At 66.9% G+C, this 22411-nt stretch carries 15 protein-coding genes; 7 read left to right on the forward strand and 8 right to left on the reverse strand.

Annotation, left to right across the window (positions count from 1 at the left end):
* The first annotated feature begins 18 nt into the window (after positions 1-18).
* Together uxaC and FHW97_RS09985 are read left to right on the forward strand one after the other, a co-directional pair.
* Positions 19-1443 (forward strand): glucuronate isomerase, encoded by a 1425-nt coding sequence (gene uxaC / locus FHW97_RS09980; protein WP_171798842.1) that lies wholly within the window; start codon positions 19-21, stop codon positions 1441-1443.
* Positions 1440-2864: a mannitol dehydrogenase family protein gene (locus tag FHW97_RS09985; RefSeq protein WP_054131368.1), complete on the forward strand. Its 1425-nt coding sequence runs from the start codon at positions 1440-1442 to the stop codon at positions 2862-2864. The genes uxaC and FHW97_RS09985 overlap by 4 nt, the downstream gene beginning before the upstream one ends.
* On the opposite strand, the gene FHW97_RS09990 is transcribed toward FHW97_RS09985, so the two are convergent.
* The 8 genes from FHW97_RS09990 to FHW97_RS10025 all read right to left on the reverse strand — a co-directional run bounded on the left by FHW97_RS09990 (position 2861) and on the right by FHW97_RS10025 (position 13678).
* Positions 2861-3925, reverse strand: coding sequence for a LacI family DNA-binding transcriptional regulator (locus tag FHW97_RS09990; RefSeq protein WP_171798843.1), 1065 nt, complete (start codon positions 3923-3925; stop codon positions 2861-2863). The two genes, FHW97_RS09985 and FHW97_RS09990, sit on opposite strands and share 4 nt — an antisense overlap.
* Before the next feature lie 30 nt (positions 3926-3955).
* Complete coding sequence (locus tag FHW97_RS09995; RefSeq protein ID WP_171798844.1) at positions 3956-4972, reverse strand: alpha/beta hydrolase; 1017 nt, start codon at positions 4970-4972, stop codon at positions 3956-3958.
* A gap of 106 nt (positions 4973-5078) precedes the next feature.
* Positions 5079-7976 carry a TonB-dependent receptor gene (locus FHW97_RS10000; protein WP_171793379.1) on the reverse strand — a complete coding sequence of 966 codons (2898 nt, stop codon included), beginning with the start codon at positions 7974-7976 and terminating at the stop codon, positions 5079-5081.
* A 359-nt stretch (positions 7977-8335) separates the two neighbouring features.
* A complete protein-coding gene (locus FHW97_RS10005; RefSeq protein WP_171798845.1) occupies positions 8336-9898 on the reverse strand; it encodes a carboxylesterase/lipase family protein in 1563 nt (520 codons plus the stop codon).
* A gap of 44 nt (positions 9899-9942) precedes the next feature.
* Complete coding sequence (locus FHW97_RS10010) at positions 9943-10887, reverse strand: PfkB family carbohydrate kinase (protein WP_253941734.1); 945 nt, start codon at positions 10885-10887, stop codon at positions 9943-9945.
* A gap of 71 nt (positions 10888-10958) precedes the next feature.
* Positions 10959-11714 carry a 2-dehydro-3-deoxy-D-gluconate 5-dehydrogenase KduD gene (gene kduD, locus FHW97_RS10015; RefSeq protein WP_171798847.1) on the reverse strand — a complete coding sequence of 252 codons (756 nt, stop codon included), beginning with the start codon at positions 11712-11714 and terminating at the stop codon, positions 10959-10961.
* A gap of 6 nt (positions 11715-11720) precedes the next feature.
* The gene (gene kduI, locus FHW97_RS10020) at positions 11721-12557 is read right to left on the reverse strand and encodes a 5-dehydro-4-deoxy-D-glucuronate isomerase (RefSeq protein ID WP_062784042.1); all 837 of its coding nucleotides are present in this window, start codon (positions 12555-12557) and stop codon (positions 11721-11723) included.
* 104 nt (positions 12558-12661) lie between these two features.
* The gene (locus tag FHW97_RS10025) at positions 12662-13678 is read right to left on the reverse strand and encodes a LacI family DNA-binding transcriptional regulator (RefSeq protein ID WP_022677926.1); all 1017 of its coding nucleotides are present in this window, start codon (positions 13676-13678) and stop codon (positions 12662-12664) included.
* A 213-nt stretch (positions 13679-13891) separates the two neighbouring features.
* Between FHW97_RS10025 and FHW97_RS10030 the strand changes: the two genes are divergently transcribed.
* The 5 genes from FHW97_RS10030 (at position 13892) to FHW97_RS10050 (ending at position 22338) form a co-directional block, all read left to right on the forward strand.
* Complete coding sequence (locus FHW97_RS10030; protein WP_171796673.1) at positions 13892-14716, forward strand: 2-keto-4-pentenoate hydratase; 825 nt, start codon at positions 13892-13894, stop codon at positions 14714-14716.
* 71 nt (positions 14717-14787) lie between these two features.
* Positions 14788-16086, forward strand: coding sequence for an MFS transporter (locus FHW97_RS10035; RefSeq protein ID WP_171798848.1), 1299 nt, complete (start codon positions 14788-14790; stop codon positions 16084-16086).
* Positions 16083-17681, forward strand: coding sequence for a family 43 glycosylhydrolase (locus FHW97_RS10040; RefSeq protein ID WP_171798849.1), 1599 nt, complete (start codon positions 16083-16085; stop codon positions 17679-17681). The genes FHW97_RS10035 and FHW97_RS10040 overlap by 4 nt, the downstream gene beginning before the upstream one ends.
* A gap of 146 nt (positions 17682-17827) precedes the next feature.
* A complete protein-coding gene (locus tag FHW97_RS10045) occupies positions 17828-21658 on the forward strand; it encodes a LamG-like jellyroll fold domain-containing protein (RefSeq protein WP_370525354.1) in 3831 nt (1276 codons plus the stop codon).
* Positions 21655-22338, forward strand: coding sequence for a LamG domain-containing protein (locus tag FHW97_RS10050; RefSeq protein ID WP_062784029.1), 684 nt, complete (start codon positions 21655-21657; stop codon positions 22336-22338). Before FHW97_RS10045 ends, FHW97_RS10050 begins: the two co-directional genes overlap by 4 nt.
* Positions 22339-22411: the final 73 nt, after the last annotated feature.

The raw sequence follows: 22411 nt of genomic DNA on the forward strand, positions 1-22411 counted from the left end.
ACAAGAGGCCTGTTGTCGATGCCCAGATTGGTTCTTCATCCCGATCGCCTGTTTCCCGCCGATCCGGACACCCGCGCGATTGCCCGCGCGCTCTATGCCACGGTCGCCCAGGCGCCGATCATCAGCCCGCACGGCCATACCGACCCGGAATGGTTTGCCACTGACGCACCGTGGGACAATGCCACGCAGTTGCTGCTGGCGCCCGACCATTACCTGTTCCGCATGCTCTATTCGCAAGGCGTGTCGCTCGATGCGCTGGGCGTGCCGCGCCAGGGCGGGGCGCTTCCCGCTACCGATCCGCGCGAGGCCTGGCGCACTTTTGCCGCGCATTGGCACCTGTTTCGCGGCACGCCTTCGGCAATGTGGCTGAACCACGTCTTTGCCGAGGTGTTCGGCATCGACCAGACGCTCGATGAAACGAGTGCCGATCACCATTATGACGTGATTGGCGCGGCGCTGGCCAGCCCGGCGTTCCGCCCTCGTGCGCTGTTCGATCGGTTCAACATCGAATTGCTCGCCACCACCGAAGGTGCGGCTGATGATCTTGCCCACCACCAGGCGATCCGCGCCTCGGGCTGGCGGGGCAATGTGGTGACGACCTATCGCCCGGATTCGGTGATCGACCCCGAACACGATGCCTTTGCCCGCGACATGGTGCGCTTTGCGGCGCTCAGCGGCGAAGACGTGACGACGTGGGCCGGTTATCTCGCCGCGCACCGCCGCCGCCGCGCCGATTTCCGCGCGATGGGCGCCACCGCCACAGATCACGGCTTCCTCACCCCGCGCACGGCCAACCTCTCGCGCGCGGAATGCGAGGCGCTGTTTGCCAAGGTGATTGGCGGCAAGGCCGATGCCGCCGAGGCGGAGCTGTTCCGCGCCCAGATGCTGACCGAGATGGCGCGGATGAGCCTGGACGATGGCATGACGATGCAGATTCATCCCGGCGCCACGCGCAATCACAATGCGCAGCTGTTCGCCAGCCATGGCCGCGACAAGGGCGCCGACATTCCCCGCGCCACCGAATATGTCGAGGCGCTGCGCCCGATGCTCGATCTGTTCGGCAACGAGCCGGCGCTCAAGGTCATCCTCTTCACGCTGGATGAAACGACCTATGCCCGCGAACTAGCGCCCTTGGCCGGGCATTATCCCTGCCTCAAGCTGGGGCCGGCCTGGTGGTTCCACGACAGCCCCGAAGGGATGCGCCGCTTCCGTGAAATGACCACCGAGACCGCCGGGTTCTACAACACCGTGGGCTTCAACGATGATACGCGCGCGTTCCTGTCGATCCCGGCGCGGCACGATGTGGCCCGGCGGATCGATTGCGGTTTCCTGGCGCGGCTGGTGGCCGAACACCGCCTGGCCGATTGGGAAGCGGCCGACCTGATCGTGGAATTGACCACGAGCCTGGTGCGCCGCGCCTATGGCCTGCCGGTGTCGGCATGACCCGGCTTTCGCCCGAAACGCTGGCGCTGTTGCCCGGCGATGTGGCGCGGCCCACCTATGATCGCGGCGCCATGCGCGCTGGCGTGGTTCATTTCGGGCCCGGCGCGTTTCACCGCGCGCACCAGGCCGCCGCGTTCGACACGCTGCTGGCGCACGATCCGCGCTGGGGCATCACTGGCATCAGCCTGCATTCGCAAGGGGTGGCCCAGGCGCTGGGGCCGCAGGGCGGGCTTTATACGCTGGCCTTGCTGGATAGGCAGACGCGCTATCGCGTGATCGGCAGCATTGGCCAAGTGCTGACCGGCAAGGCGCCGCAGGCAATCCTTGGCGCCATGGCCCATGCCGATACCCGGATCATCAGCGCCACGGTGACCGAAAAGGGCTATTGCCTGGGCGCCGATGGCGCGCTCGATACCACCCACCCCGCGATCGCTGCCGACCTCACCGGGGCCGGGAACGACAGCTGGGTGCCGCAAAGCTTCATCGGCTGGCTGGTCTGCGGCCTGGGCGCACGGCGCCGCGCCGGCTTGCCTGGCCTGACCGTGCTGTCGTGCGACAACCTGACCGACAATGGCCGCAAGCTGGAGGCCGCCACCTTGGCCCTGGCCCAGCAGGTGGACCCGCAGACCGCGGCATGGATCGTCGATCAGGTGTGCTTTCCCAATGCCATGGTCGATTCGATCACGCCGGCCACCGACGATGCCTTGCGCGCGCAAGTGGCCGCCGCGACCGGTCTGGAGGATGCCTGGCCGATCCAGCGCGAAGGCTTTACCCAGTGGGTGATCGAGGATCGCTTTGCCGGAGAGCGCCCGGCGCTCGATCTGGCCGGGGTGACGTTCGCCGCCGATGTGCGCCCGTTCGAGATGGCCAAGCTGCGCCTGCTCAATGGTGCGCATTCGACGCTGGCCTATGTCGGGCTGGGGCTCGGCCATGAAACCGTGGCCCAGGCGATGCAGGACGCTGCCCTTGCCAGGTTTGTCGAACGCCTGATGCGCGAGGATATCGCGCCATCGGTCATGGCGCCGCCGGGGCTGGACCTGTCGCGCTATATTGCCGATGTGTTAGCGCGCTTTGCCAATCCGGCGATCCGCCACCTGCTGTCGCAGATCGCCTGGGATGGCTCGCAAAAGCTGCCCTACCGCCTGCTTGGCACAGTGCGCGAGGCGCTGGAAGCAGGCCGGCCGATCACCCGGCTGGCCGTGCCGATTGCCGCCTGGCTGCGCTTTCTGGAGCGGGCCGCACGCAGCGGCACCGCGATCACCGATCCCTTGGCGGCAGACCTGCTGGCGCGGGCCAGCGATTGGCGCGCTGTGCTGGCCATGCCAGCGGTGTTCGGCACGCTGGGCCAGGATGCGCAGCTTTTCGATGCGGTGGCCAAGGCGCATGCCGCGCTGGCCGCCGGCCAGCTGGAACCTGTTTAGCCTGGCACCGGCCCGCTGCTCTCGGCCGGGGTCAGCATGAGTTCGGGATGAAACGGGGGCGGCGGGCTGCCGCCCTCGATCCGCGCGATCAGGTCGCCGGTGGCCGCCGCAGCTATCGCGCCGAACGGCCGGGTGACCGAGGTGAGCGCGGGGCTGACCATCTGCGCCAGCATGCTGCCGTCAAAGCCCACTACGGAAAGCTGCCCCGGCACGGCAATGCCGCGCCGCGCCGCCACCTTGAGCACACCGGCGGCCATGATGTCGTTCGCGGCAAAGATCGCGGTGGGCGCGTCGGGTGCGGCCAGCAGGGCCTCTGCCGCCGCGATGCCGGCGGCAAAGCCATAGTCGCCTGCCGCTTCGGCCACCCGCGCATCGGGCACCGTGGCGATTTCCGCCAGGAAACCGGCGCGGCGCTCGCGGGCAGAGGCCATGTCTTCCGGCCCGTTGACCAGGCCCAGGCGGCGATGGCCCAGTCCCAGCAGATGGCGCGCCACTTGCGCGCCGGCGCCGCGCTCGTCGCTCAACACCACCCCGGCAAACCCATCGAGCGGCACGGCCGAAACCGCCACGGCCGGCACCTTGGCCGCCTCCAGCGCCTGCGCCAGGCCGGCCACGCCCGAGATCGGCGGCAGCACGATCAACCCGTCCACGCGCGATCGCCCGGCAAAGGCCAGGGTATCGGCAATTGCCGCCTCACCCTCGCGCGGGGTGGAATGGACGATCAGTTCGTAGCCGTGTGCCGAACTGACCGACACGATGCCGCGCTGGATGGAATCGAGCACCAGCGCGTTGCGATCGTTGTGGATCAACCCGATCAGGAACGATCGCCGCATCGCCAGGGCGCGGGCGCGCAGGCTGGGGCGGAATTGCAGCGCCGCAATCGCCGCCTCGATCCGCTCGCGCGTCTGCGCGTTGACCTTGGGAGACTTGTTGAGCACGCGCGACACGGTGCGGATCGAAACCCCGGCGGCGGCGGCCACGTCCTCGATCGTCGGTTCGCCGTGGCGCGGATGGTCAGCGGCGGGCGCGCTTTCTGGAAAGGGGGCAGGGCGGTCGGTCATGCCCCTGTTCTATGCGCAGATATGGCGCGCTCACGCCAGTCCCACCGTGGCCGCCCAGGCCCGCCACAGATCGGGCCAGGCCGACACCGGCTTGCCGATCGCGCGGCGCAGGCCAAAGCCGTGGCCGCCATTGGCAAAGAGATGCATTTCCAGCGGGATGCCCCGCGCCTTGAGCGCCGCCCGCAGTCGCACGGTGTTTTCCACCGGCACCACGTCATCGTCCTCGGCATGGCAGAGGAAATGCGGCGGGGCGTCTGCCGGCACGCAGCGATCGGGCGAATGCGCCACCTGCGCGGCCAGGGAGGGATGATCACCCAGCAGCAGCTGCCGCGATCCAGGATGGGCAATGGCCGGGTCCATGCTGACCACGGGATAGATCGGTGCGGCGCTGTGCGGCCGGGCCGACAATGCGTCTGCGGCATCGCGCGGGGTATAGACCGGCACGGCAAAGCGCGCGGCCAGGTCGGCGCAGACATGGCCGCCAGCTGAAAAGCCCATCGCCGCCACGCGTTCGGGATCGATCGCGTAATCGCGCGCGCGGTGGCGGATCAGGCGCATCGCCCGCTGCGCATCGGTCAGCGGGGTATCGGCGCCCGATGCCCAGCCATCGCCGGGCAGGCGATAGAACAGGACGAACGCGGTAAACCCGCGCGCGGCCAGCCAGCGGCCGATTTCATAGCCTTCCTTGTCCACCACGACCCAGCGATAGCCGCCGCCCGGCGTGATCATCACGGCCGCGCCATTGGGGCGATCGGGGCGGAACACCGCCAGGCGTGGGCGGGTTACGCCCAGCACCGCACGGTCGTTGACCATGCTGTCGGTCGATCGTTCGTTGACCCTTTCGACCAGCGCATGGGCCTCTGAGCCGCTGGGCATGCCAGGCGCGCCGCCCGGCCACAGGTCGATCGTTTCAACCGGCTGCGGCAACCCGGGCGGCGTGCCACGTGGCCCGGCCGGTGGCGGGGTTTGCCCCAGCGTCGGCCGGGCCGCTGCCCAAGCCCCGATCGCCAGCGTCCGGGCCACCAGAGCGCGACGATCAAGAGTCATGGGCAGAGTTTCCTCAGTTTCAGAAGTGGGATGCCCACGCCACCCCGGATCAAGTCCGGGATGACGTGGGCGGGGGGAAGCGTCGTTCAGGCGCGCGGGCTAACCCTCACAGCTTGGCGCGGGCGCCAAACAGGATGGTGCGGCCAAAGTGGTTGTTCTCGTAATTGCGCTGCGCCGTTTCATCGGTGAAGCGATAGCGATAGGCGTCGGTCAGGTTGTTGCCATCGATCGACAGTTCCAGCCACGGCCGGATCTTGTAGCGCACCGCCGCATCCACGCTGGTATAGGCGCCATAGCCTTCGAACACGTTGCCCGTGGCGCTGGTGCCGTCAACGAAGGGCCCGCGATAGCTGACCGAGCCGCGAATGCTGAACTTGCCATCGTCATAATAGAGCGTGGCGTTCCACGCCCGCTTCGAGACGTTGAGCAGGGTCTGGTTATAGATCGCCGAAACCCCTGCCAGCGTGCAGGCACCGGACGCATTGCGGGTGCAGGCGCTCACCGCCGGGCCGGTGATGGTGTAATCAGCGTCGCTCTTGATCAGCGTGGCATTGCCCTGGAACCCGGTGTGGCTGAGGAAGCTGGGCAGGAACGTGAAGGGCAGCTGCAAAGCCACTTCGATGCCCTTGAGCGTGGCCCCCGCGCCGTTGACCTGCGAGGACACGATATATTCCTGCGTCGGGTCATAGTTGATGTAGGCGGGCGAGCTGGGCGTGAGCACCGAGCGATCGAGCCCGAGCTGGGGCAGCGTGGCGGTATAAGTGCCCGAGACCGGGAAGCTCTGGATCTGCTTGATGAAGCCGGCCACCGACAGCAGCGCCTGCGGCGCAAAATACCATTCGGCCGACACGTCGAAATTGGTGGCGCGATAGGGGTTGAGGAACGGGTTGCCGAAGGTAACGCGATAGTTGAACCCGTCGACCGAGCCGCCGGGATTGAGATTGCCCAGCGAAGGCCGGGTGATGACCTTGGCAATGGCGCCGCGCAGGATCACGTCGCGGTGCGGATAGAACGCGATGTTGAACGAGGGCAGCCAGTCGTTGTAGGTGCGGCCCACCGTGGCGGCGACGCCTGCGGTATAGCCGGTGGAACGCTGATCGGTGTGGGCATAGCGGATGCCCGCGTTGCCGGCATATTCCAGCCCGAACAGATCACCCTTCACGTCAAACTGCAGATAGCCGCCCGACGTGGTTTCCTGCACCTGGCGGTTGGAACCAAGATCTTCCACCTGGGTGCGGCCATAGAGATTGGTATAGGCAGCGGCCGAGCCGATGTTGGCCGCCAGGAACTGCGAGGTGGTCCCACCCGGTTGCCCGGCATCGCCCAGGCTGACGAGATCGGAAATGCTCGACGTGACAGGCAGGCCATAGACGCTGGACGAGCAGGTGGTGGTGCCCAGGATCAGGTCGGGCTTGCCGTTACCCGAACAGGCCACCGTGTCGCGCGTCCACAGCTGGGTCTGGAAGTTGTAGCGGCGCCACACGCCGCCCAGCTTGACGGTAAAGCCCTTGGTCACATCCCATTCGGTGCGCAGTTGCACTGTCTTGAACTTGTTGGTGACATAGGACGGGCGATCGCGGATTTCGGCCAGCTGGAAATTGGCCGGGTTGGTCACGTCGATGCCATAGCTCAGCACCGGCGCTTTCATGTTGCTGTAATCGAACGCGAAGCCGTTGGCGCCCTTGCTGTCGTAGGCGATCGTGCTTTCCACCGGGATATCCGCGTCAGACTGCGAAATGCCGCCCAGCAGGGTGAAGCGCAGGCTGTCCGACACGTCCTGGTCCCAGGTGGCGCCCACCTGGTAGAACTTGGTATTAGATTGGCGCAGATAGCTTTCGGTGCGGACGTAGGCATTGTTGAACGTGCCGCTGACCATGTTGCCATTGCTGTCGTACGCCGGATTGACCACGTTGAAGCTGCGCTCGTTGGAGCGGGCCAGTACTTCCAGCCACTTTTCCTTGCGGTCTTCCTTGAACGAGGAATAGAGCGCGTCGATCGAGATCTTGGTGTGGGTGCTGGGTTCGAACTGGATCGAGCCGGTCAGGCCCAGGCGGCGGCGATCGTGTTCGACCACGCCATAGCGTGGAATGCGCGGGTGGAACGAGAGCGCAGCGGCATCGCACGCGGCCGAGGGGCGATAGAACCCGCCGCTGTTCACCGCATTGCCGCCAGTGGCGCCGGCGACCGAATAGAAGCACGGCGTGCCGCCCACCGAATTGAAATAGGCCTGCGACCAGCGTACCGTGTTGTTGCCGGTTTCCAGCGTATCGGTGTGCGAATAGGCGGCCGAGAGGTTGACGCCCAGCGTGCCGGCATCGTTCTTCCACGACAGCAGCCCTGCAATGCGCGGCCCGACATTCTTCGACAGGTCGTTATACGAACCCTGCACGTTGAGCACGGCGGTAAGCCCGGTCTTGCCGGCCAGCGGATTGCCGGTGTTGAGATCGACCACCGCACCCAGCGAGCCTTCGTCCAGGCTCGCCTCTGCGGTCTTGTGGACCACCAGGCTGCTGAACAGTTCCGAGGCAAAGACGTTGAAATCGAAAGAGCGATCGCGGTTGGCCGAAGCGCCGTCGGACGAGGTGGTGATCGTTTCCAGGCCGTTGACGCGCACGCGGGTGAACTGGGCGCCCAAGCCGCGCACAGTGATCGCGCGGCCTTCGCCGCCATCTTTCTGGATCGAGATGCCGGGGATGCGCTGCAGGGATTCGGCAATGTTCTGATCAGGGAACTTGGCAATGTCTTCGGCCACCACGGCATCGACTGCCGAAACCGAGTTGCGCTTGACGTTGAGCGCGGCTTGAAGCGACTGGCGGAAGCCGGTCACGATGATGGCCGGGGTCTGGTCATCGCCGGTGCCCGGGGCCGCAGCAGCCGCGTCGGTGGCCGGTGTGGCGGTATCCTGCGGGGCGGCCTGGGCCATCGCGCCATGCGGCAGGGCCAGCGCGCTGCCAGCGAACAGGGCGATCTTGAGCGTGGAAACTCGGGAAATATTCTTGCGCATCGTCACATCCCCTCTCAGCCCGTGAGGCTGGATGATACCGGTGTCAACAATGCACGCAATGGCTTGCATCGATCCGGCAACACTACTCCCATCCGCACATGGCGGATCGCCCGCGCCATCGGGCGGGCTTGTTGTCTCTTGCTACCTTCCCGGCCTTATGTGCCGCGAAAGGTAACCGGTGTCATTACGATATGTTTTGCAGCACGATCTTTCCCCTGTCAAGAACCCGGTTGCTTGGCTGTCGATCAAAAAATAATATGGTAATTCAATAGTCTAAACTGAAATTCCGCCCATCTCGCGGCGCATTTTGCCGCATCATGCTGCGCGCGTGGCCCTGCAGCATGGCGCTGATTCGCCGGTTATGATCCCGGCTGCACATAGGGCGCCGTGGCCCATAGCCGGCGTTGCCAGCCGCGCGGATCGTCTGCCATGTGCGGGGCCGCGTCGAACACCATCGTCGCGCGCGCCGGCAGGCGATAGGGCGCCCAATCTGCCAGGCCCGGCCGGCCGCTGCGTGCCAGCCCGGAAAAGGCCGCCATCATCGTCGCGCTCAGCGCACGGGCCTGCGCGTCGGTGCCGGAATAGCTGCCCGGCGCATCCAACGTGCCGAACACATAAGGGATATCATCGGTATGCGCCGCGCCGCGCAGCGGATCGCGCGGAGAGGGGCGGTCGAGCTGGTAGACCCAGGTGGCCTGCGCGCTGGCGGCGGCGCGCGCGTCGGCCTCGATCACCTGGCCGGGCCACGATCGCCCGGCGGTGGTGGCCGCGTAATAGATCTGCTCTGCGCTCGACTGCGGGGCGTGCGCGCGGTATTGCGCCACCACCCATTGCGGGTCGAGATCGATCTTGACCTCGGCCGCGATGCGGTGCGGCAGGTTATCCCAGTTCAGGCCGGCAAGCTTTGACCCACGCGGATCGAGAAACGCGCGCGTTTCATCGTGCGCGTTGCCCAGGATCATCGGAATATCCAGCGATTGCGGTGCCGCATCGGGCCAGAACGGATGGCGCGGCAGGTTGGTCATATCCAGCACCGGCCCGAAATAGAGGCTGCCACCCATGATCGGATCGCTGGCGTCGAGCGCGTCGATTAGGCGCGCAATCGGCATGGCGCGCAGGGCCGCAACCCCATCGTCGCCCAATCCCAGGCGCGCCATCCATGCGCGCGTGCGGGCCAGCGCATGGCCCGGGCCACTGGCCTGCACCTGCTGTCCACTCATGGTCGCGGCGGCCTGGAACAGGCCGCGCGCGGCCGGCATCGCCATCAGCGTGGCGATCTTGGCGCCCCCGCCCGATTGGCCAAAGACCATGACGCGCGCCGGATCGCCGCCAAACGCGGCAATGTGATCGCGCACCCATTGCAGCGCCAGGATCAGGTCCAGCTGCCCCAGGTTGCCGCTATCGGCCGCCTGCACGTCCAGCGGGCGCAGCCACGCATAGCCGAGCGGCCCCAGGCGATGGTTGACGCTCACCACCACCACATCGCCACCAGCGGCCAGATGCGAACCATGCGTCAGCGGATCGGTGACCGAGCCATTGGCATAGGCACCGCCGTGGAAATAGACCATCACCGCCCGCCGCGCGCCGGGATGGGCATCGGGCGTCCACACGTTGAGGAACAGGCAATCCTCGCTCTGCGGCGCCCCGGTCATGCCGCGCTGCGGGCAGAGCGGGCCAAATTGCGTGGCGTCTTGCTCTGGCCCCTCAAACGGTTCGGCCACGGCACGGGCAAAGCGCGCCGCCCGGCCATAGCGGATGCCCTTGAACGCCATGACGCCGCCCTCGCGCAGACCGCGATAACGCCCGACGCGGGGCTGGGCCAGCGGCGCAGTGCGTGCCCGCGCGCCTGCGCCCAGCGGTGTGGTGATCATCGCCATGGCGCCCGCGCCCTGCATCAGGCCGCGCCGGGTCATCCGGTCCATCCTGCCACTCCCGCTTGTCTTGTCGTTACTAAGCTTTGGCGCGTTCAGCGCCTGACATCGCCACCACTGGCGGAAAACGCTTCGAGTTCGGCACGGCCGATGGTGCACATGTCACCGGGCTGGCTATGCTTGAGCGCGGTATAGGCCAGGCCGGCCTGGGCCATGGCCGCCACATTACCGCTCTGCAGCCACTGGTGCAGCACGCCGGCGGCAAAGGCATCGCCCGTGCCGATCCGGTCGACGATGCCGGTCACGTCCACCTCGGCGGTCTGGTGCGCGCCGTCGCGCGCGTCGACCCGCGCGGCGATGCGGTGGTGATCGGGTCCGGCAATGTGCCGCGCTGTCGATGCGATCAGCGCCAGGCGCGGGAACGCGGCAAAGGCGGCCTGGGCCGCTTCGCGCCGCCGCTCGGCGCCGTCGCCGGAAAAGGGCTGGGCCAGCAACAGCGCGATATCGCGGTGGTTGCCGATCATGATGCTGGCCGATTGCATGAGATCGGTGAGGATCGCGCGCGGGTCACTGTCCCACGCGTCCCACAGCATGGCGCGGTAATTGCCGTCAAAGCAGATCGGCACGCCCGCCGCATCGGCTGCGGCCACCGCCGCCTGCGCCAGCGCCACGCCGCCCGGCCCCAGCGCAGGGGTGATGCCCGACAGGTGAAGCAGGGCGGCGCCATCGAGCGCGCGGGTAAAATCGAAATCGCCGGGCGCGGACTGGGCAAACACGCTGCCGGCGCGATCATAGGTGATCGTCGCCGGGCGCAGCCCTGCGCCACTTTCCAGGAAATAGAGGCCCATGCGCCCCGTGCCGCGCCCGACATGGCGGGTATCGACCCCCGCCGCGCCCAGCGCCGCGCGCGCCTTGTCGCCCAGCGGGCTGGCGGGCAGGCGGGTGAGCAGCGCGGCATGATGGCCCAGCGCGGCAAGGCCGGCGGCGACATTGGCCTCTGCCCCGCCCACCACCAGGTCCAGGCTTTCGGCCTGCGTCATCAGGCGGTGCCCAGGCGTTGCCAGGCGCAGCAAGACCTCGCCAAAGCAGACGATATGGCCCGAACGCCCGGTCACCGTGCCAGCCACCCGCCATCGACGGCCAGCACGTGGCCCGTGACATAGTTGGATGCAGGCGAAGCGAGGAACACCGCAGCCCCAGCAATATCGCTGGGATCGCCCCAGCGCCCGGCTGGAATCCGCTCCAGAATCTGGCGGTTGCGCGTCTCGTCCGCCTGCAAGGCGGCGGTATTGTTGGTGGCGATATAGCCGGGCGCGATGGCGTTGACCTGTACGCCGTGCGGCGCCAGTTCGTTGGCCATGGCCTTGGTCACGCCGCCCACGCCGGATTTGGCCGCGGCATAGCTCGGCACGCGGATGCCGCCCTGGAAAGTCAGCAGCGAGGCGATGTTGATGATCTTGCCGCTGCCCTGCGCCACCATGCCGCGCGCCGCGGCCTGGCTCAGGAAGAACAGCGTCTTGAGGTTGGTATCGATCACCGCGTCCCAGTCTGCCTCGCTGAACTGCAGCAGATCGTCGCGGCGGATGATCCCGGCATTGTTGACCAGGATATCGATGCGCCCCAGTGCCGCCACGGCCTCGTCCACCACGCGCGTCACCGGCGCGGTGCTGGCCAGATCAGCGGTGATGTTCACCGCCTTGCGCCCGGCCTGGGCGATCAGGTCCAGCGTTTCGGCGGGGTGAGAGCGGCCGGCCAGGGCCACGTCGGCCCCGGCCTGGGCCAAGCCCACGGCGATCGCCTGGCCGATACCGGTGTTGGCGCCGGTAACGAGCGCGGTCTTGCCCGCAAGGCTGAAGGAAATCGCCATCGCGGCTTACTTCAGCTGGCAGATATCGAGCGCGTTCATATCGGTATAGTCGAGGTTTTCCCCGCCCATTGCCCAGATGAACGCATACTTCTTGGTGCCCGCGCCCATATGGATCGACCAGGGCGGGCTGATCACCGCCTCTTCGTTGGCGATGACGATGTGGCGCATGCTGTCAGGCTCGCCCATGTAGTGGAAAATGCGGTCGTTTTCCTCGGCCAGGTCGAAGTAGAGATAGATCTCGCTGCGGCGGTCATGCAGGTGCGGCGGCATGGTGTTCCACACGCTGCCTTCTTCCAGCACGGTCAGGCCGAGCAGCAGCTGCGCGCTGTCACACACGCCGGGGATCACCAGCTGGTAGATCGTCCGCTGGTTGGAATTGGCCAGGTCACCACGCGCCAGAGGATTGGCCTTGTCCAGCGGGATATGCTTGATCGGCAAGGCCTTGTGCGCCGGGGTGGAGGCCAGGTAGAACCGCGCGCCTTCGCCTTCGAACACCACCTCTTCGCTGCCCATGGGCACATAGAGGCATTCCTTGTTGGCCATGGCAAAGCGCTGCCCGTCCACCGTGACGAACCCTGGGCCGCCGATGTTGACCACACCCATCTCGCGCCGTTCCAGCAGCGTGTGCCCGGCCGCGCTCTTGGGCTCGGTCTGGCGCGGCAGATGCAAGGGCTGCGCGCCCGGCACGGCGCCGCCGATCACGAAGCGTTCGTTGTGCGAATAGTTGAGATTGATCTCTCCGGCCACGAACATGCCCGAAACCAGATAGCGATCGCGCAGCGCGTCGTTGGAAACACCATCCATCATGTCCGGATGCGTCGCGTGATAGGTCTTGGCATACATGGCGCACTCTCCCTTTCGCTGCCGAGAGGTGTGGTATCGGCTTTAGGTAACCGGTGTCAATAGGGTGCCAAACGTCTTTTGCGCCCCGCGCCGCGATCGCATGATCAGCTCGGCGCGCGCACGGCCGAGGCGCGGCGCACCAGTTCGGACGGGAAGAAAGCCGCGTCGCGCGCGGCGGTTTCGGGGCGTGTCAGCTTGAGCGCGGCGGTGCGCGCCATGGCCCGGATCGGCCAGCGTACGGTGGTGAGCGGGGGCCAGATGTGCGCGGCAATGGCGGTATCGTCGAAACCGATGATCGACAGGTCGTGCGGCACGCGCAGGCCGCGTTCGCAGGCCGCATGCAGGACGCCGGCGGCCATTTCATCGTTGCTGGCAAAGATCGCGGTGGGCGGGGTGGCGGTGCCGAGCAGGTGCTGCCCGGCGGCATGACCCGATTCGAACTGATAGTTGCCGCGCGCCAGCAGGGCGGGGTCGATCGTCAGGCCGGCGCGGCCCATGCCGGCGATGAAGCCCAGTTCGCGCTCGCGAGCAGAGCGGAAGCCATCGGGCCCGGCGATGAAGCCGATTCGCGTGTGGCCCAATTCGGCGAGCCAGGCCACTGCCTCGCTCACCGCTTCCTGGTCGTTGGACGCCACCAAGTGGGCCTCGTCGTCCAGCCGGGCCGAGCCCATGCGCACCACGGTGCAGCCCAGATCGCGGCACAGCCGGGCCAGCTCGTCATTTTCCGAAAGCGGCGGCAGCAGCATCACGCCATAGAGGCGCTGCTGCTCGATAAAGCGGTGAATATCATCGAGCAGGGTGGGCGAATGGCGATCGACCGGGCGCACCACCAGCGCAAATTCGGTGCTGCGAATCGTATCGAGAATGCCTTCCTGCACCCCCAGCACCATCTGCGCGTTGGGGTTGTCGTGGATCAGGCCGATCAGGAAATTGCGCCGCAGCGCCAGTGCCCGCGCCTGGGGATTGGGCACGTAATCGAGCTGCGCGATCACCGCTTCCACCTTTTCGCGGGTGGCCTGGTTGAGCAGCGGAGACTTGTTGATCACCCGGCTGACGGTCTTTTTCGACACCCCTGACAGGCGCGCCACATCGTTGATCGTGGGTTTCTGCGCTTTGGCCATCCGGTGTCCTTCTTGTCTCTCGCTCTGCGCCGATTTTTCAGACTTGCCTTCGGCTGGGACAAAAGGCAAGATGACACCGGTTACCTTGCCGCAAGGCTGATGCTGCCCCGCCATAAACGGGGCGCGGCGGATCATGTTCAATTGCGTTGTATCGGGTTTTGACACCGGTTTCCAGCCGCGTGAAAGGCCCGATCCGCCCGGGATGGGTTGGGGATGGGTTTGACGAAACAGGCAGATGCGGCACAGGCTGATCCGGCACAGGCGGGCGCCGTAGCCGCAGCATTCGTGGCCGCCAGGCGTGAAAAGCGCGCGCTGGCCACCTATCCGGGGCAGATGCCGGCCGATCTGGCCACGGCCTATGCCATCCAGGACGCAGCGCTGGCCATCGATGGCCGCACGGTGGCGGGGTGGAAAGTGGGCCGGATCAACCCGCCCGACGATGCGCGGCTGGCGAGCAATCGCCTGGCCGGGCCGATCTTTGCCGATAGCGTGGTCACGCCCGGCGCTGGGCAGGTGCCCGCCATGCCGGTCTTTGCCGAGGGTTTTGCCGCGGCCGAGGCGGAATTCCTGCTGCATGTGGCGGCGGGCTGGAACGGCACGGTGCCGGACGATGACGCCGCCACCCGCGCCCTGCTCGATCGCGTGCACATCGGGATCGAGGTTGCGTCCTCCCCCTATCCCGGCATCAACGATGATGGCCCGCCGGTCACCGTGTCAGACTATGGCAACAACTATGGGCTGGTCGTGGGTGCGCCGCTGGTTGGGTGGCAAGATATTGATTTTGCCTCTATCCCCGTGGGCCTGGCGATCGACGGCGTCGGCGTTGGCGCGGCGACCACCGCCACCATGCTCGATGGCCCGCTGGGCGCGGTGCGGTTCCTGCTGGGCAACCTGGCGTCCCGTGGCATCGCGGCGGCAGGGGGGCTGTGGATTTCCACTGGCGCGGTCACCGGCGTGCATCCGGTCGTGCCGGGGCAGCAGGTGCGCGCCAGCTTTGTTGGCCATGGCGACGTGGCCTGCACGATCGTGGCGGCCTGAGCCCTTCGGGGCCTGATCGCTGCGGCAAGACCGGCAGGGCAAAAAGCCCGCCGTTATTGGGAGTTGAAGCAATGGAAGCGCAGACTGGGCCACACCAGGCCGGGCATATCCAGGTCGGGGCCAAGGTGGGCCGCGTTCGCTGGGTGGTGGTGGCACTGCTGTTCGCCGCCACGGCGATCAACTATATCGACCGGCAGATGATCGGCGTGCTCAAGCCCACGCTGGCCGCCAATTTCCATTGGTCGGAAACCGATTTTGCCGCGATCGTGTTCTGGTTCCAGGTTGCCTATGCGATCGGCTATCTCTCGTTCGGCAAGGTGGTCGATGCGCTGGGCGCGCGGCTGGGCTATACCATCGCCATCATTATCTGGACGGTCAGCCACATGGCCCATGGCTTTGCCACGGGGCTGGTGTCGTTCGCGCTGGCCCGGTTCGGCCTGGGCATTGGCGAATCCGGCAATTTCCCCGCTGGCATCCGCGCCGTCACCGATTGGTTTCCCCAGCGCGAGCGCGCCTTTGCCATCGGCGTGTTCAATGCCGGCGCCAATGTCGGCGCGATCATCACGCCGCTGCTGGTGCCCTTGCTGGTGCTGTGGTTCGATTGGCGCATGGCGTTTTTCGTCACCGGCCTGTTCGGCATCGCCTGGATGGTGGCGTGGTGGCTGCTCTATCGCCACCCGGAACAGCACAGCCGGCTCAGCGCCGCTGAACTCGCCTGGATTCGCCAGGATCCGGCCGATCCGGTGCAGCCGATCGGCTGGGCGCGCCTGCTCACCGTGCGGGAAACCTGGGCCTATGCCCTGGGCAAGTTCCTGATCGACCCGATCTGGTGGTTCTTCCTGTTCTGGCTGCCGGGCTATCTGTTCACGCGCTACAACCTTGATCTCAAAAGCTTTGGCCTGCCACTTGCGGCGATCTACCTCATTTCCGATCTCGGCAGCATCGCAGGTGGCTGGCTGTCATCGCGCCTGATCAAGGCCGGGCGCACGCCCAATGTGGCGCGCAAGCTGACCATGCTGATCTGCGCGATCTGCGTCCTGCCGATTTGGTTCGTGCAAGGGGTGGACAGCATGTGGTGGGCGGTCTTGATCATCGGCCTGGCCACGGCCGCACATCAGGCTTTTTCCGCCAACCTCTACACCCTGCCGTCAGACGTGTTTCCGCGCGGCGCCGTGGGGTCTGTCGTGGGTATCGGTGGCACGGTGGGCGCATTCGGCGGCATGGGCATGGCGCTGTTCGCCGGCTATATCCTCGATGCCACGCACAGTTATGAAGTGCTCTTCGCGATCTGCGCCAGCGCCTATCTGGTGGCGCTGGCCGTGGTCCACGCGCTCAGCCCGCGCCTGGCGCCGGTGCGGATCGAAGCATGAGCGGCGGCGTCGATCGACGCGGCGCGCTGGTGGGTGCGGCGGGGCTCGCCGGGCTGGCCAGCCTTCCCGCCACGGCCGCGCCTGCCACGCGCCCACGCGGGTTCGATGGCCAGCGCTTGGCCGATCAGGGCAACGGTACCTATCGCAACCCGATCATGGCCGGTGATCATCCCGACCCTTCGATCCTGAAGGATGGCGATGATTACTACATGACCTTCTCCACTTTCGATTCCTATCCGGGCCTGGTCATCTGGCATTCGCGCGACCTGCTCAACTGGCAACCGGTCATCGCCGCGCTCACGCAGAATGTCGGCGCGGTGTGGGCGCCGGATCTGTGCCGCCACGCCGGGCGCTATTTCATCTATTTCGCCGCCAAGGCGCGGCCCAATGCCACTTATGTGATCTGGGCCGATCAGATCGGTGGGCCATGGAGCCCGCCGATCAACCTGGGCCTGCCCGACCATATCGATCCTGGCCATGCCGTGGGCGAAGACGGCTCGCGCTGGCTGTTCCTGTCGGGCGGAGACTGCGTGGCGCTCGCCGCCGATGGCCTGTCGACGATCGGCGCTGTGCAGCATGTCTATGATCCCTGGCGCTATTCCGATGCCTCGGCAGAGCGCTGGCCGGTCGAAGGCTTTTCGCCCGAGGGGCCCAAGATCGTTGCCCATGGCGGCTGGTTCTACCTGATTACGGCAGTGGGCGGCACGGCCGGCCCGCCGACCGGGCACATGGTCATCGCCGCGCGCTCCCGCTCCATTCACGGGCCGTGGGAAAACTGCCCGCACAACCCGATCGTGCGCACGCGCAGCCGGGACGAGGCGTGGTGGTCACGCGGCCATGCCACGCTGATTCCGGGGCCGGGCGGCGATTGGTGGTCGGTCTATCACGGGTTCGAACGCGATTACTGGACACTGGGCCGCCAGACCCTGCTCGATCCGGTGGAATGGACCGCCGATGGCTGGTTCCGCATGAAGGGCGGTGATCTCTCCATGCCCTTGCCCAGCCCGCGCGGCGGGCGCCCATCGGGGCCGCACGGCCTGCCGCTGTCAGACGATTTCGCCACGCTGGCGCTGGGCAAGCGGTGGAACTTCTTCAAACCCGCGCCGGACGAAGCGGGCCGGGTGCGCGTGGCCGACCGCTGCCTGCACCTCGCCGCGCGCGGCACGGCGCCGGCGGATTCCTCGCCGCTGCTGCTCATCGCCGGGGACCAGGCCTATGAATTTGCCTGCACGATCGAGATCGATCCCGAAACCACCGCCGGCCTGCTGCTGTTTTATGACCAGGCGCTCTATTGCGGGCTGGGTTTTGACGCCAAGGCGTTCGTCACCCACCAATATGGCATGGAGCGCGGCCGCTCCGCCAATCCGCACGGCCGCCGCCTGCGCATGCGCTTGCGCAACGATCGGCATATCGTCTCGCTGCACACCAGCGGCGACGATGGCCAGACCTGGCAGCGGTTTGACCGGGGGATGGAGGTTTCGGGCTATCACCACAACGTGCGTGGCGGCTTCCTGATGCTGCGCCCCGGCCTCTATGCCGCCGGCAAGGGCGAGGCGCGCTTTCGCGATTTCCGGTTTCGTGTGCTGGAATCATGAACAAAGTTAGTAACCTGTCACCTTCGTCACCCCGCGCTTGACCCGGGGTCCCGCTTCTTCGTGGGACCGAGCAGAAGAAAGCGGGACCCCGGATCAAGTCCGGGGCGACGTAACAAGATAAAGTTGAAATTATCGGGAGAATTGCCGTGTCCCATCCGCTCTTGCGTGGTGCCTCGTTGCTGGCCTTGGCTTGCCTGGCGAACACCACTGCCGCGCGTGCGGCACCGGCCGATGGCCTGCTGTTCCACGCCCCGCTCGATCGCGATTTCACCGCTACCCAGGCCGGCGGCGATGCCGTGCCCAATTTCCAGAGCGACGTGGGAATCGTGCCCGATGGCGCGCAGGGCGGGGCGGGGCGGTGGGCCGATGGCGGCTATGTCGCGTGGAATGCGCCAGGCAATATCTATGCCCAGCGCGGCACGCTGGCGTTCTTCTGGCGCAGCCACACTCCGGTGGGCGAAGCGCCGTTCGTGATCTTTCGCGCCGGCGCCGCCGATCATTCCAGCTGGGACATGGCGTTCCTGCGCATCGATTGGAACGGCCATGGGTTTGACGCCTTCGTCACCGATGCCAATCTCTCGCGCGTGCGGGTCAGCTGGACGATCCCGCAAGCCCCGGCGCCCGATGCCTGGCACCACATCGCCTTTGCCTGGGACGAGGCGCGCGGCATTAAGCTGTTCTGGGACGGGCGCGAAGTGGCGGCCAAGACGCAGGCGGCCGATCTCGACATGGGGCTCGATCAGTTTGGCCTGGCGGGCCGGGTGATCGCCCCGCACCAGGTGCAAAGCCGCTATAACTTCATGCGCGGGTCTGATCTCGACGATATCCGCGTCTATGACCACATGCTCGGTGGCCCCGGCGTGGCCGCGCTGGCCGCGCATGGCGATGCGCCGCCATCTGCCCCCTCTCCGGCGGCTTCCGCGCCGCGCACCGCCTGGCTGCACCGCTTCGGGTGGGACAGCCAGACCCCGCCGCCGCTGGCCGCGCCGGTCACCACCGTGCGCAAGGTGGAATTTGCCGATGCCAAGGATCTCAAGGAGTGGATGTGGAAAGGGGTGGATGGCATTGCCGAAACCACCTGGCCGGGCGTTTACAACCGATCGCGCCTGCCCGGCCGTGACGATTATTTCGAACTGCCCGATTGGAACGTTTATGTCGAAGGGGGCAAGGCCTATAGCCTGACAGTGCCGGCCGATGCGGCCTTCAACCGCGTGGAGATTCGCGGCGCGGCCTATGGCGCGCTGGAATGGTCGGCCGATGGCCAAGGCAACTGGCAGAAACTGGCGGCCCGGCCACAGGGCGTGGTGCGCTCGGTCACCGACCTGGCGCCGCGCCAGGGCGGCGTGCTGCGCTTTACCAATGTGATGCAGGAACAGCCGATCCAGGAAATCTGGGCCTATGACATCAAGCCCGGCGCAGTGCCGGATGGCACGTTCCAGCTGCGCTATACCGTGCGCAGCCAGGCCGCCACCGATCTGGGCGCGCTGGCGCCGCTCAATGCTTTCATCGCCGGACGCTATCCCTTGGCAGAGCGGGCCACGGTGGTCGCCTTGCCGAGCGAGGGCGTGCGCGCGGCAGTGGGCGCGGGCAGTGCGGCTGGCGGCCCGGCGGCACAGCGCGAGGCGGGCGCGCATCTGCCGCTGGTGCACGTGCTGATCCCGTCGAACTTTGGCGATGCGCCGGCCGGGCGTCCGCTGGCCCGCGCCTGGAACTATGGCTGGGAAAACAGCCACGATGGCCTGGATGGCGTGGCGCTCGATCTGCCGGCGCTGCATGCCACGCCCAACGCGCAGGGGCTGATCCCGCTGGATATCCGCGTCAAAGACCCGATCTGGCCCGAGCGCGACATGATCGACGTGCAGGTGTCGGTAAAGCCGGGAGAGGCGCGCACGCTGTGGCTCGATCTGCGCGACCGCATCCTCACTGGCGACAGCCTCTATCTCACCGTTGCTTCGGCCGCGCCCGATTTCGGGGCCGATACGCTCGATGGCATGGGCGTGCGGCTGGTGTTCAAGGATCGCGCCGCGGCGCTCAAGGAACACGTGGCCGATCGCTTCAACCAGGTGAAAGACAACTGGGCCTTCCTGGTGGAGGAGCACACCGCGTCGAAACGCGCCGCGCTCTATCGCCGGCTCTATGGCGATATCAGCGATCTGCTACGGGTCGATCCCGATAACCTGGAGGCGCGGCGCTATTGGGCCGATATCGGCTATTCGGCCAACCAGTTGCCCCCCTTCGTCCAGCCCACGCCGCCGGCCGGCATGCCGCTGTGGGCGTTCCGCCAGCTCGAAGACCTCAAGCTGGCGCGGCAGTTCGTCAATTGGTGGATCGACAACCGCCAGGTGCCCTATGGCGATTTCGGCGGCGGCATTTCCGACGATACCGACCTGACGCAGCAATGGCCGGGGCTGGCGCTGATGGGGGTCGATCCCGACAAGATCAACGCCTCGCTGCGCGCGCTGTCTGATGCGGTCTACAAGAACGGCATGATCGTCAACGGCTTGAGCTATATCACCAGCGACGAACTGCACGTCTATGAAGAAGGCATCAATTCCGATGCCGAGCGGCTCTACCTCAATTGGGGAGAACCCAAGGCGGTCGAGCGGATGATGGCCACGGTCAAGGCGCTGGGCGGCCTGATCCGCACCAATCCGGCCGGGCACATGCACATCTCGTCAAGCTGGTATGGCGGGCGGCACATCTATCGCGACGAGCCCTGGGCCTGGCAAAAGCCCTATGGCTTTGTCATCATGCACACGCCGGTGCTGCTCGGGCTGTACAATGCCGATCCCACCGCGCGCCATTTGGTTACCGGGTTGATCGATGGTCTGCTCGCCCATGGCAAGCAGGGCGCCGATGGGCTGTGGCGCTTTCCCAACGATATCAGCTGGAACAGCGATGCGGAGCGGGCCGGCGATGGCGGCGGCGCCAGCCTGCCGATGCAATCGGCCTGGGCGGCCTGGCGCTTTACCGGCGATGACAAATACCTGCGCCCGGTGCTGGGCCGCCTGACGCCCGGCAATTTCTCGGCGTTGGGAGAACTCAACGAAAACGCGCTGACCGTGCTGGGCAAGCGCCGCGAATGGCAAGAGGCGACGCTGAAAGCCGCGCAGGCCGGCAACGATATCGCCCGGTTCGAGGCATGGAACACCACCGGAAACCGCGCCTGGCTCGAAGCGCTCAACGCCGCCGGCATCGCCGACAAGGCGCAGCACATGTATATGTATACCCAGGGCCATTGGTGGACCGATCGGGTGGAAGCGCCCAACGAACTGCTCCAGCGCGAGCGGCTGGGCGGCATTGCGCTCAAGCGCAACCAGACCTGGCCGGGCAATGCCGTGAGCTGGCGTTTTGCCGATCCCGAGGCAGCGGTGCAGGTGGCGATCCTGGTGCGTGATGCCACGCCCGAAGGCTTTACCGTGCTGGCCCACAACACCACCGCGCACGAACAGCTGGCCGATATGGGCACCTGGAACGTGGTGGCCGGCACCTGGACGATGACGCAAGGCATCGCGGCGGGCCAGGCCGACGTGGCAAGCGGGCCGGTCACTACGCGCGAGGTGGAAATGGAACGCGGCGGTTCCATTCCGGTGCGTCTGGCTCCGGGGCAGACCACGGTGATGACCTTCCGTCTGGCGCGGCGTGCCGCCATCCAACCCGAACACCGCCCTGACCTCGGTATCGGAGCCGACGACGTGGTGCGGCAGGGCCGCAAGCTGACGGTGCGCGTGCACAGCCTGGGCAGCGTTGCCGCACCGGCCGGGCAGGTGCGCCTGGAAACCGCCGATGGCCGCGTGCTGGCCAGCGCGCCGGTGCCGGCCCTGGCCGCGCCCGCCGATCTGGCGCCGCGCACGGCCAGTGTCACGTTGGCGATCCCGCCTGGCGCGCCAGCCACCGGCCTGCGTGTGCGCGTGGATATGGGCGCAGCCGAAGTGACCCAGCGCAACAACGTGGTCATGCTGGATGCCGAGACATGATCGCGCGGCGGCTGGGTGCGCTGGCCTTGGCCGCGCTGGCATTGGCGCCGGGCCTGGCCATGGCGCGCCAGGTGGTGTGGCGGTTCGACAATCTGGCCCGCATCGGCCACTTGGCGCCCAAGGTGCTGGGCCATCCCCGCGTGGAGCGCAGCGCGGTGGGCAAGGCCGTGGCGTTCGACGGGCAGAACGATGCGCTGATCCTGCCGCGCCACCCGCTGGCCGGCGCGGCGCGCTTTACCGCCGAGGCCGTGTTCCGCCCCGATGGCGGCGCGTTCGAGCAGCGCTGGCTGCACCTCGCCAGCGACGATGTGCCCGGCCGTCCGCCCGGCGAAACCCGCATGTTGTTCGAAATCCGCGTGGTGGGCGCCTCGTGGTATCTCGACACCTTTGTCAAAGGCGCCGGCTATAGCCAGGTCCTGGTCGATCCGGCCCGGCTGCATCCGCTAGGGCGCTGGTACCATGTCGCGCAGACCTATGACGGCACCACCTATCGCAGCTATGTCAACGGCGTGCTGGAAGGCGAGGCGCGCGTGGCCTTTGCGCCGCAGGGGCCGGGCAGCAGCAGCGTGGGCATGCGCCGCAATGGGGTGAACCACTTCCACGGCGCGATTGCCCTGGCGCGGTTCACCACTGCGGCGCTTGCTCCCAAGGCGTTTCTGCCCGCGCCATCACCGCGCTGATCGCGCCGCGCCTAGGGTGTGTGGGGATTCAGGCCAGGGTGGCGCGAGAATGGCTGATTTTCGCGACCTGGAG

Origin of the sequence: Novosphingobium sp. SG754 (assembly GCF_013149315.1) — a bacterium.
Lineage (GTDB): Bacteria > Pseudomonadota > Alphaproteobacteria > Sphingomonadales > Sphingomonadaceae > Novosphingobium > Novosphingobium capsulatum.

Bases quoted from the DNA above. Each gene is read 5' to 3' on its own strand.
- uxaC (WP_171798842.1), top strand. From the start codon at position 19: ATGCCCAGATTGGTTCTTCATCCCGATCGCCTGTTTCCCGCCGATCCG.
- FHW97_RS09985 (WP_054131368.1), top strand. From the start codon at position 1,440: ATGACCCGGCTTTCGCCCGAAACGCTGGCGCTGTTGCCCGGCGATGTG.
- FHW97_RS09990 (WP_171798843.1), bottom strand. From the start codon at position 3,925: ATGACCGACCGCCCTGCCCCCTTTCCAGAAAGCGCGCCCGCCGCTGAC.
- FHW97_RS09995 (WP_171798844.1), bottom strand. From the start codon at position 4,972: ATGACTCTTGATCGTCGCGCTCTGGTGGCCCGGACGCTGGCGATCGGG.
- FHW97_RS10000 (WP_171793379.1), bottom strand. From the start codon at position 7,976: ATGCGCAAGAATATTTCCCGAGTTTCCACGCTCAAGATCGCCCTGTTC.
- FHW97_RS10005 (WP_171798845.1), bottom strand. From the start codon at position 9,898: ATGGACCGGATGACCCGGCGCGGCCTGATGCAGGGCGCGGGCGCCATG.
- FHW97_RS10010 (WP_253941734.1), bottom strand. From the start codon at position 10,887: ATGACGCAGGCCGAAAGCCTGGACCTGGTGGTGGGCGGGGCAGAGGCC.
- kduD (WP_171798847.1), bottom strand. From the start codon at position 11,714: ATGGCGATTTCCTTCAGCCTTGCGGGCAAGACCGCGCTCGTTACCGGC.
- kduI (WP_062784042.1), bottom strand. From the start codon at position 12,557: ATGTATGCCAAGACCTATCACGCGACGCATCCGGACATGATGGATGGT.
- FHW97_RS10025 (WP_022677926.1), bottom strand. From the start codon at position 13,678: ATGGCCAAAGCGCAGAAACCCACGATCAACGATGTGGCGCGCCTGTCA.
- FHW97_RS10030 (WP_171796673.1), top strand. From the start codon at position 13,892: ATGGGTTTGACGAAACAGGCAGATGCGGCACAGGCTGATCCGGCACAG.
- FHW97_RS10035 (WP_171798848.1), top strand. From the start codon at position 14,788: ATGGAAGCGCAGACTGGGCCACACCAGGCCGGGCATATCCAGGTCGGG.
- FHW97_RS10040 (WP_171798849.1), top strand. From the start codon at position 16,083: ATGAGCGGCGGCGTCGATCGACGCGGCGCGCTGGTGGGTGCGGCGGGG.
- FHW97_RS10050 (WP_062784029.1), top strand. From the start codon at position 21,655: ATGATCGCGCGGCGGCTGGGTGCGCTGGCCTTGGCCGCGCTGGCATTG.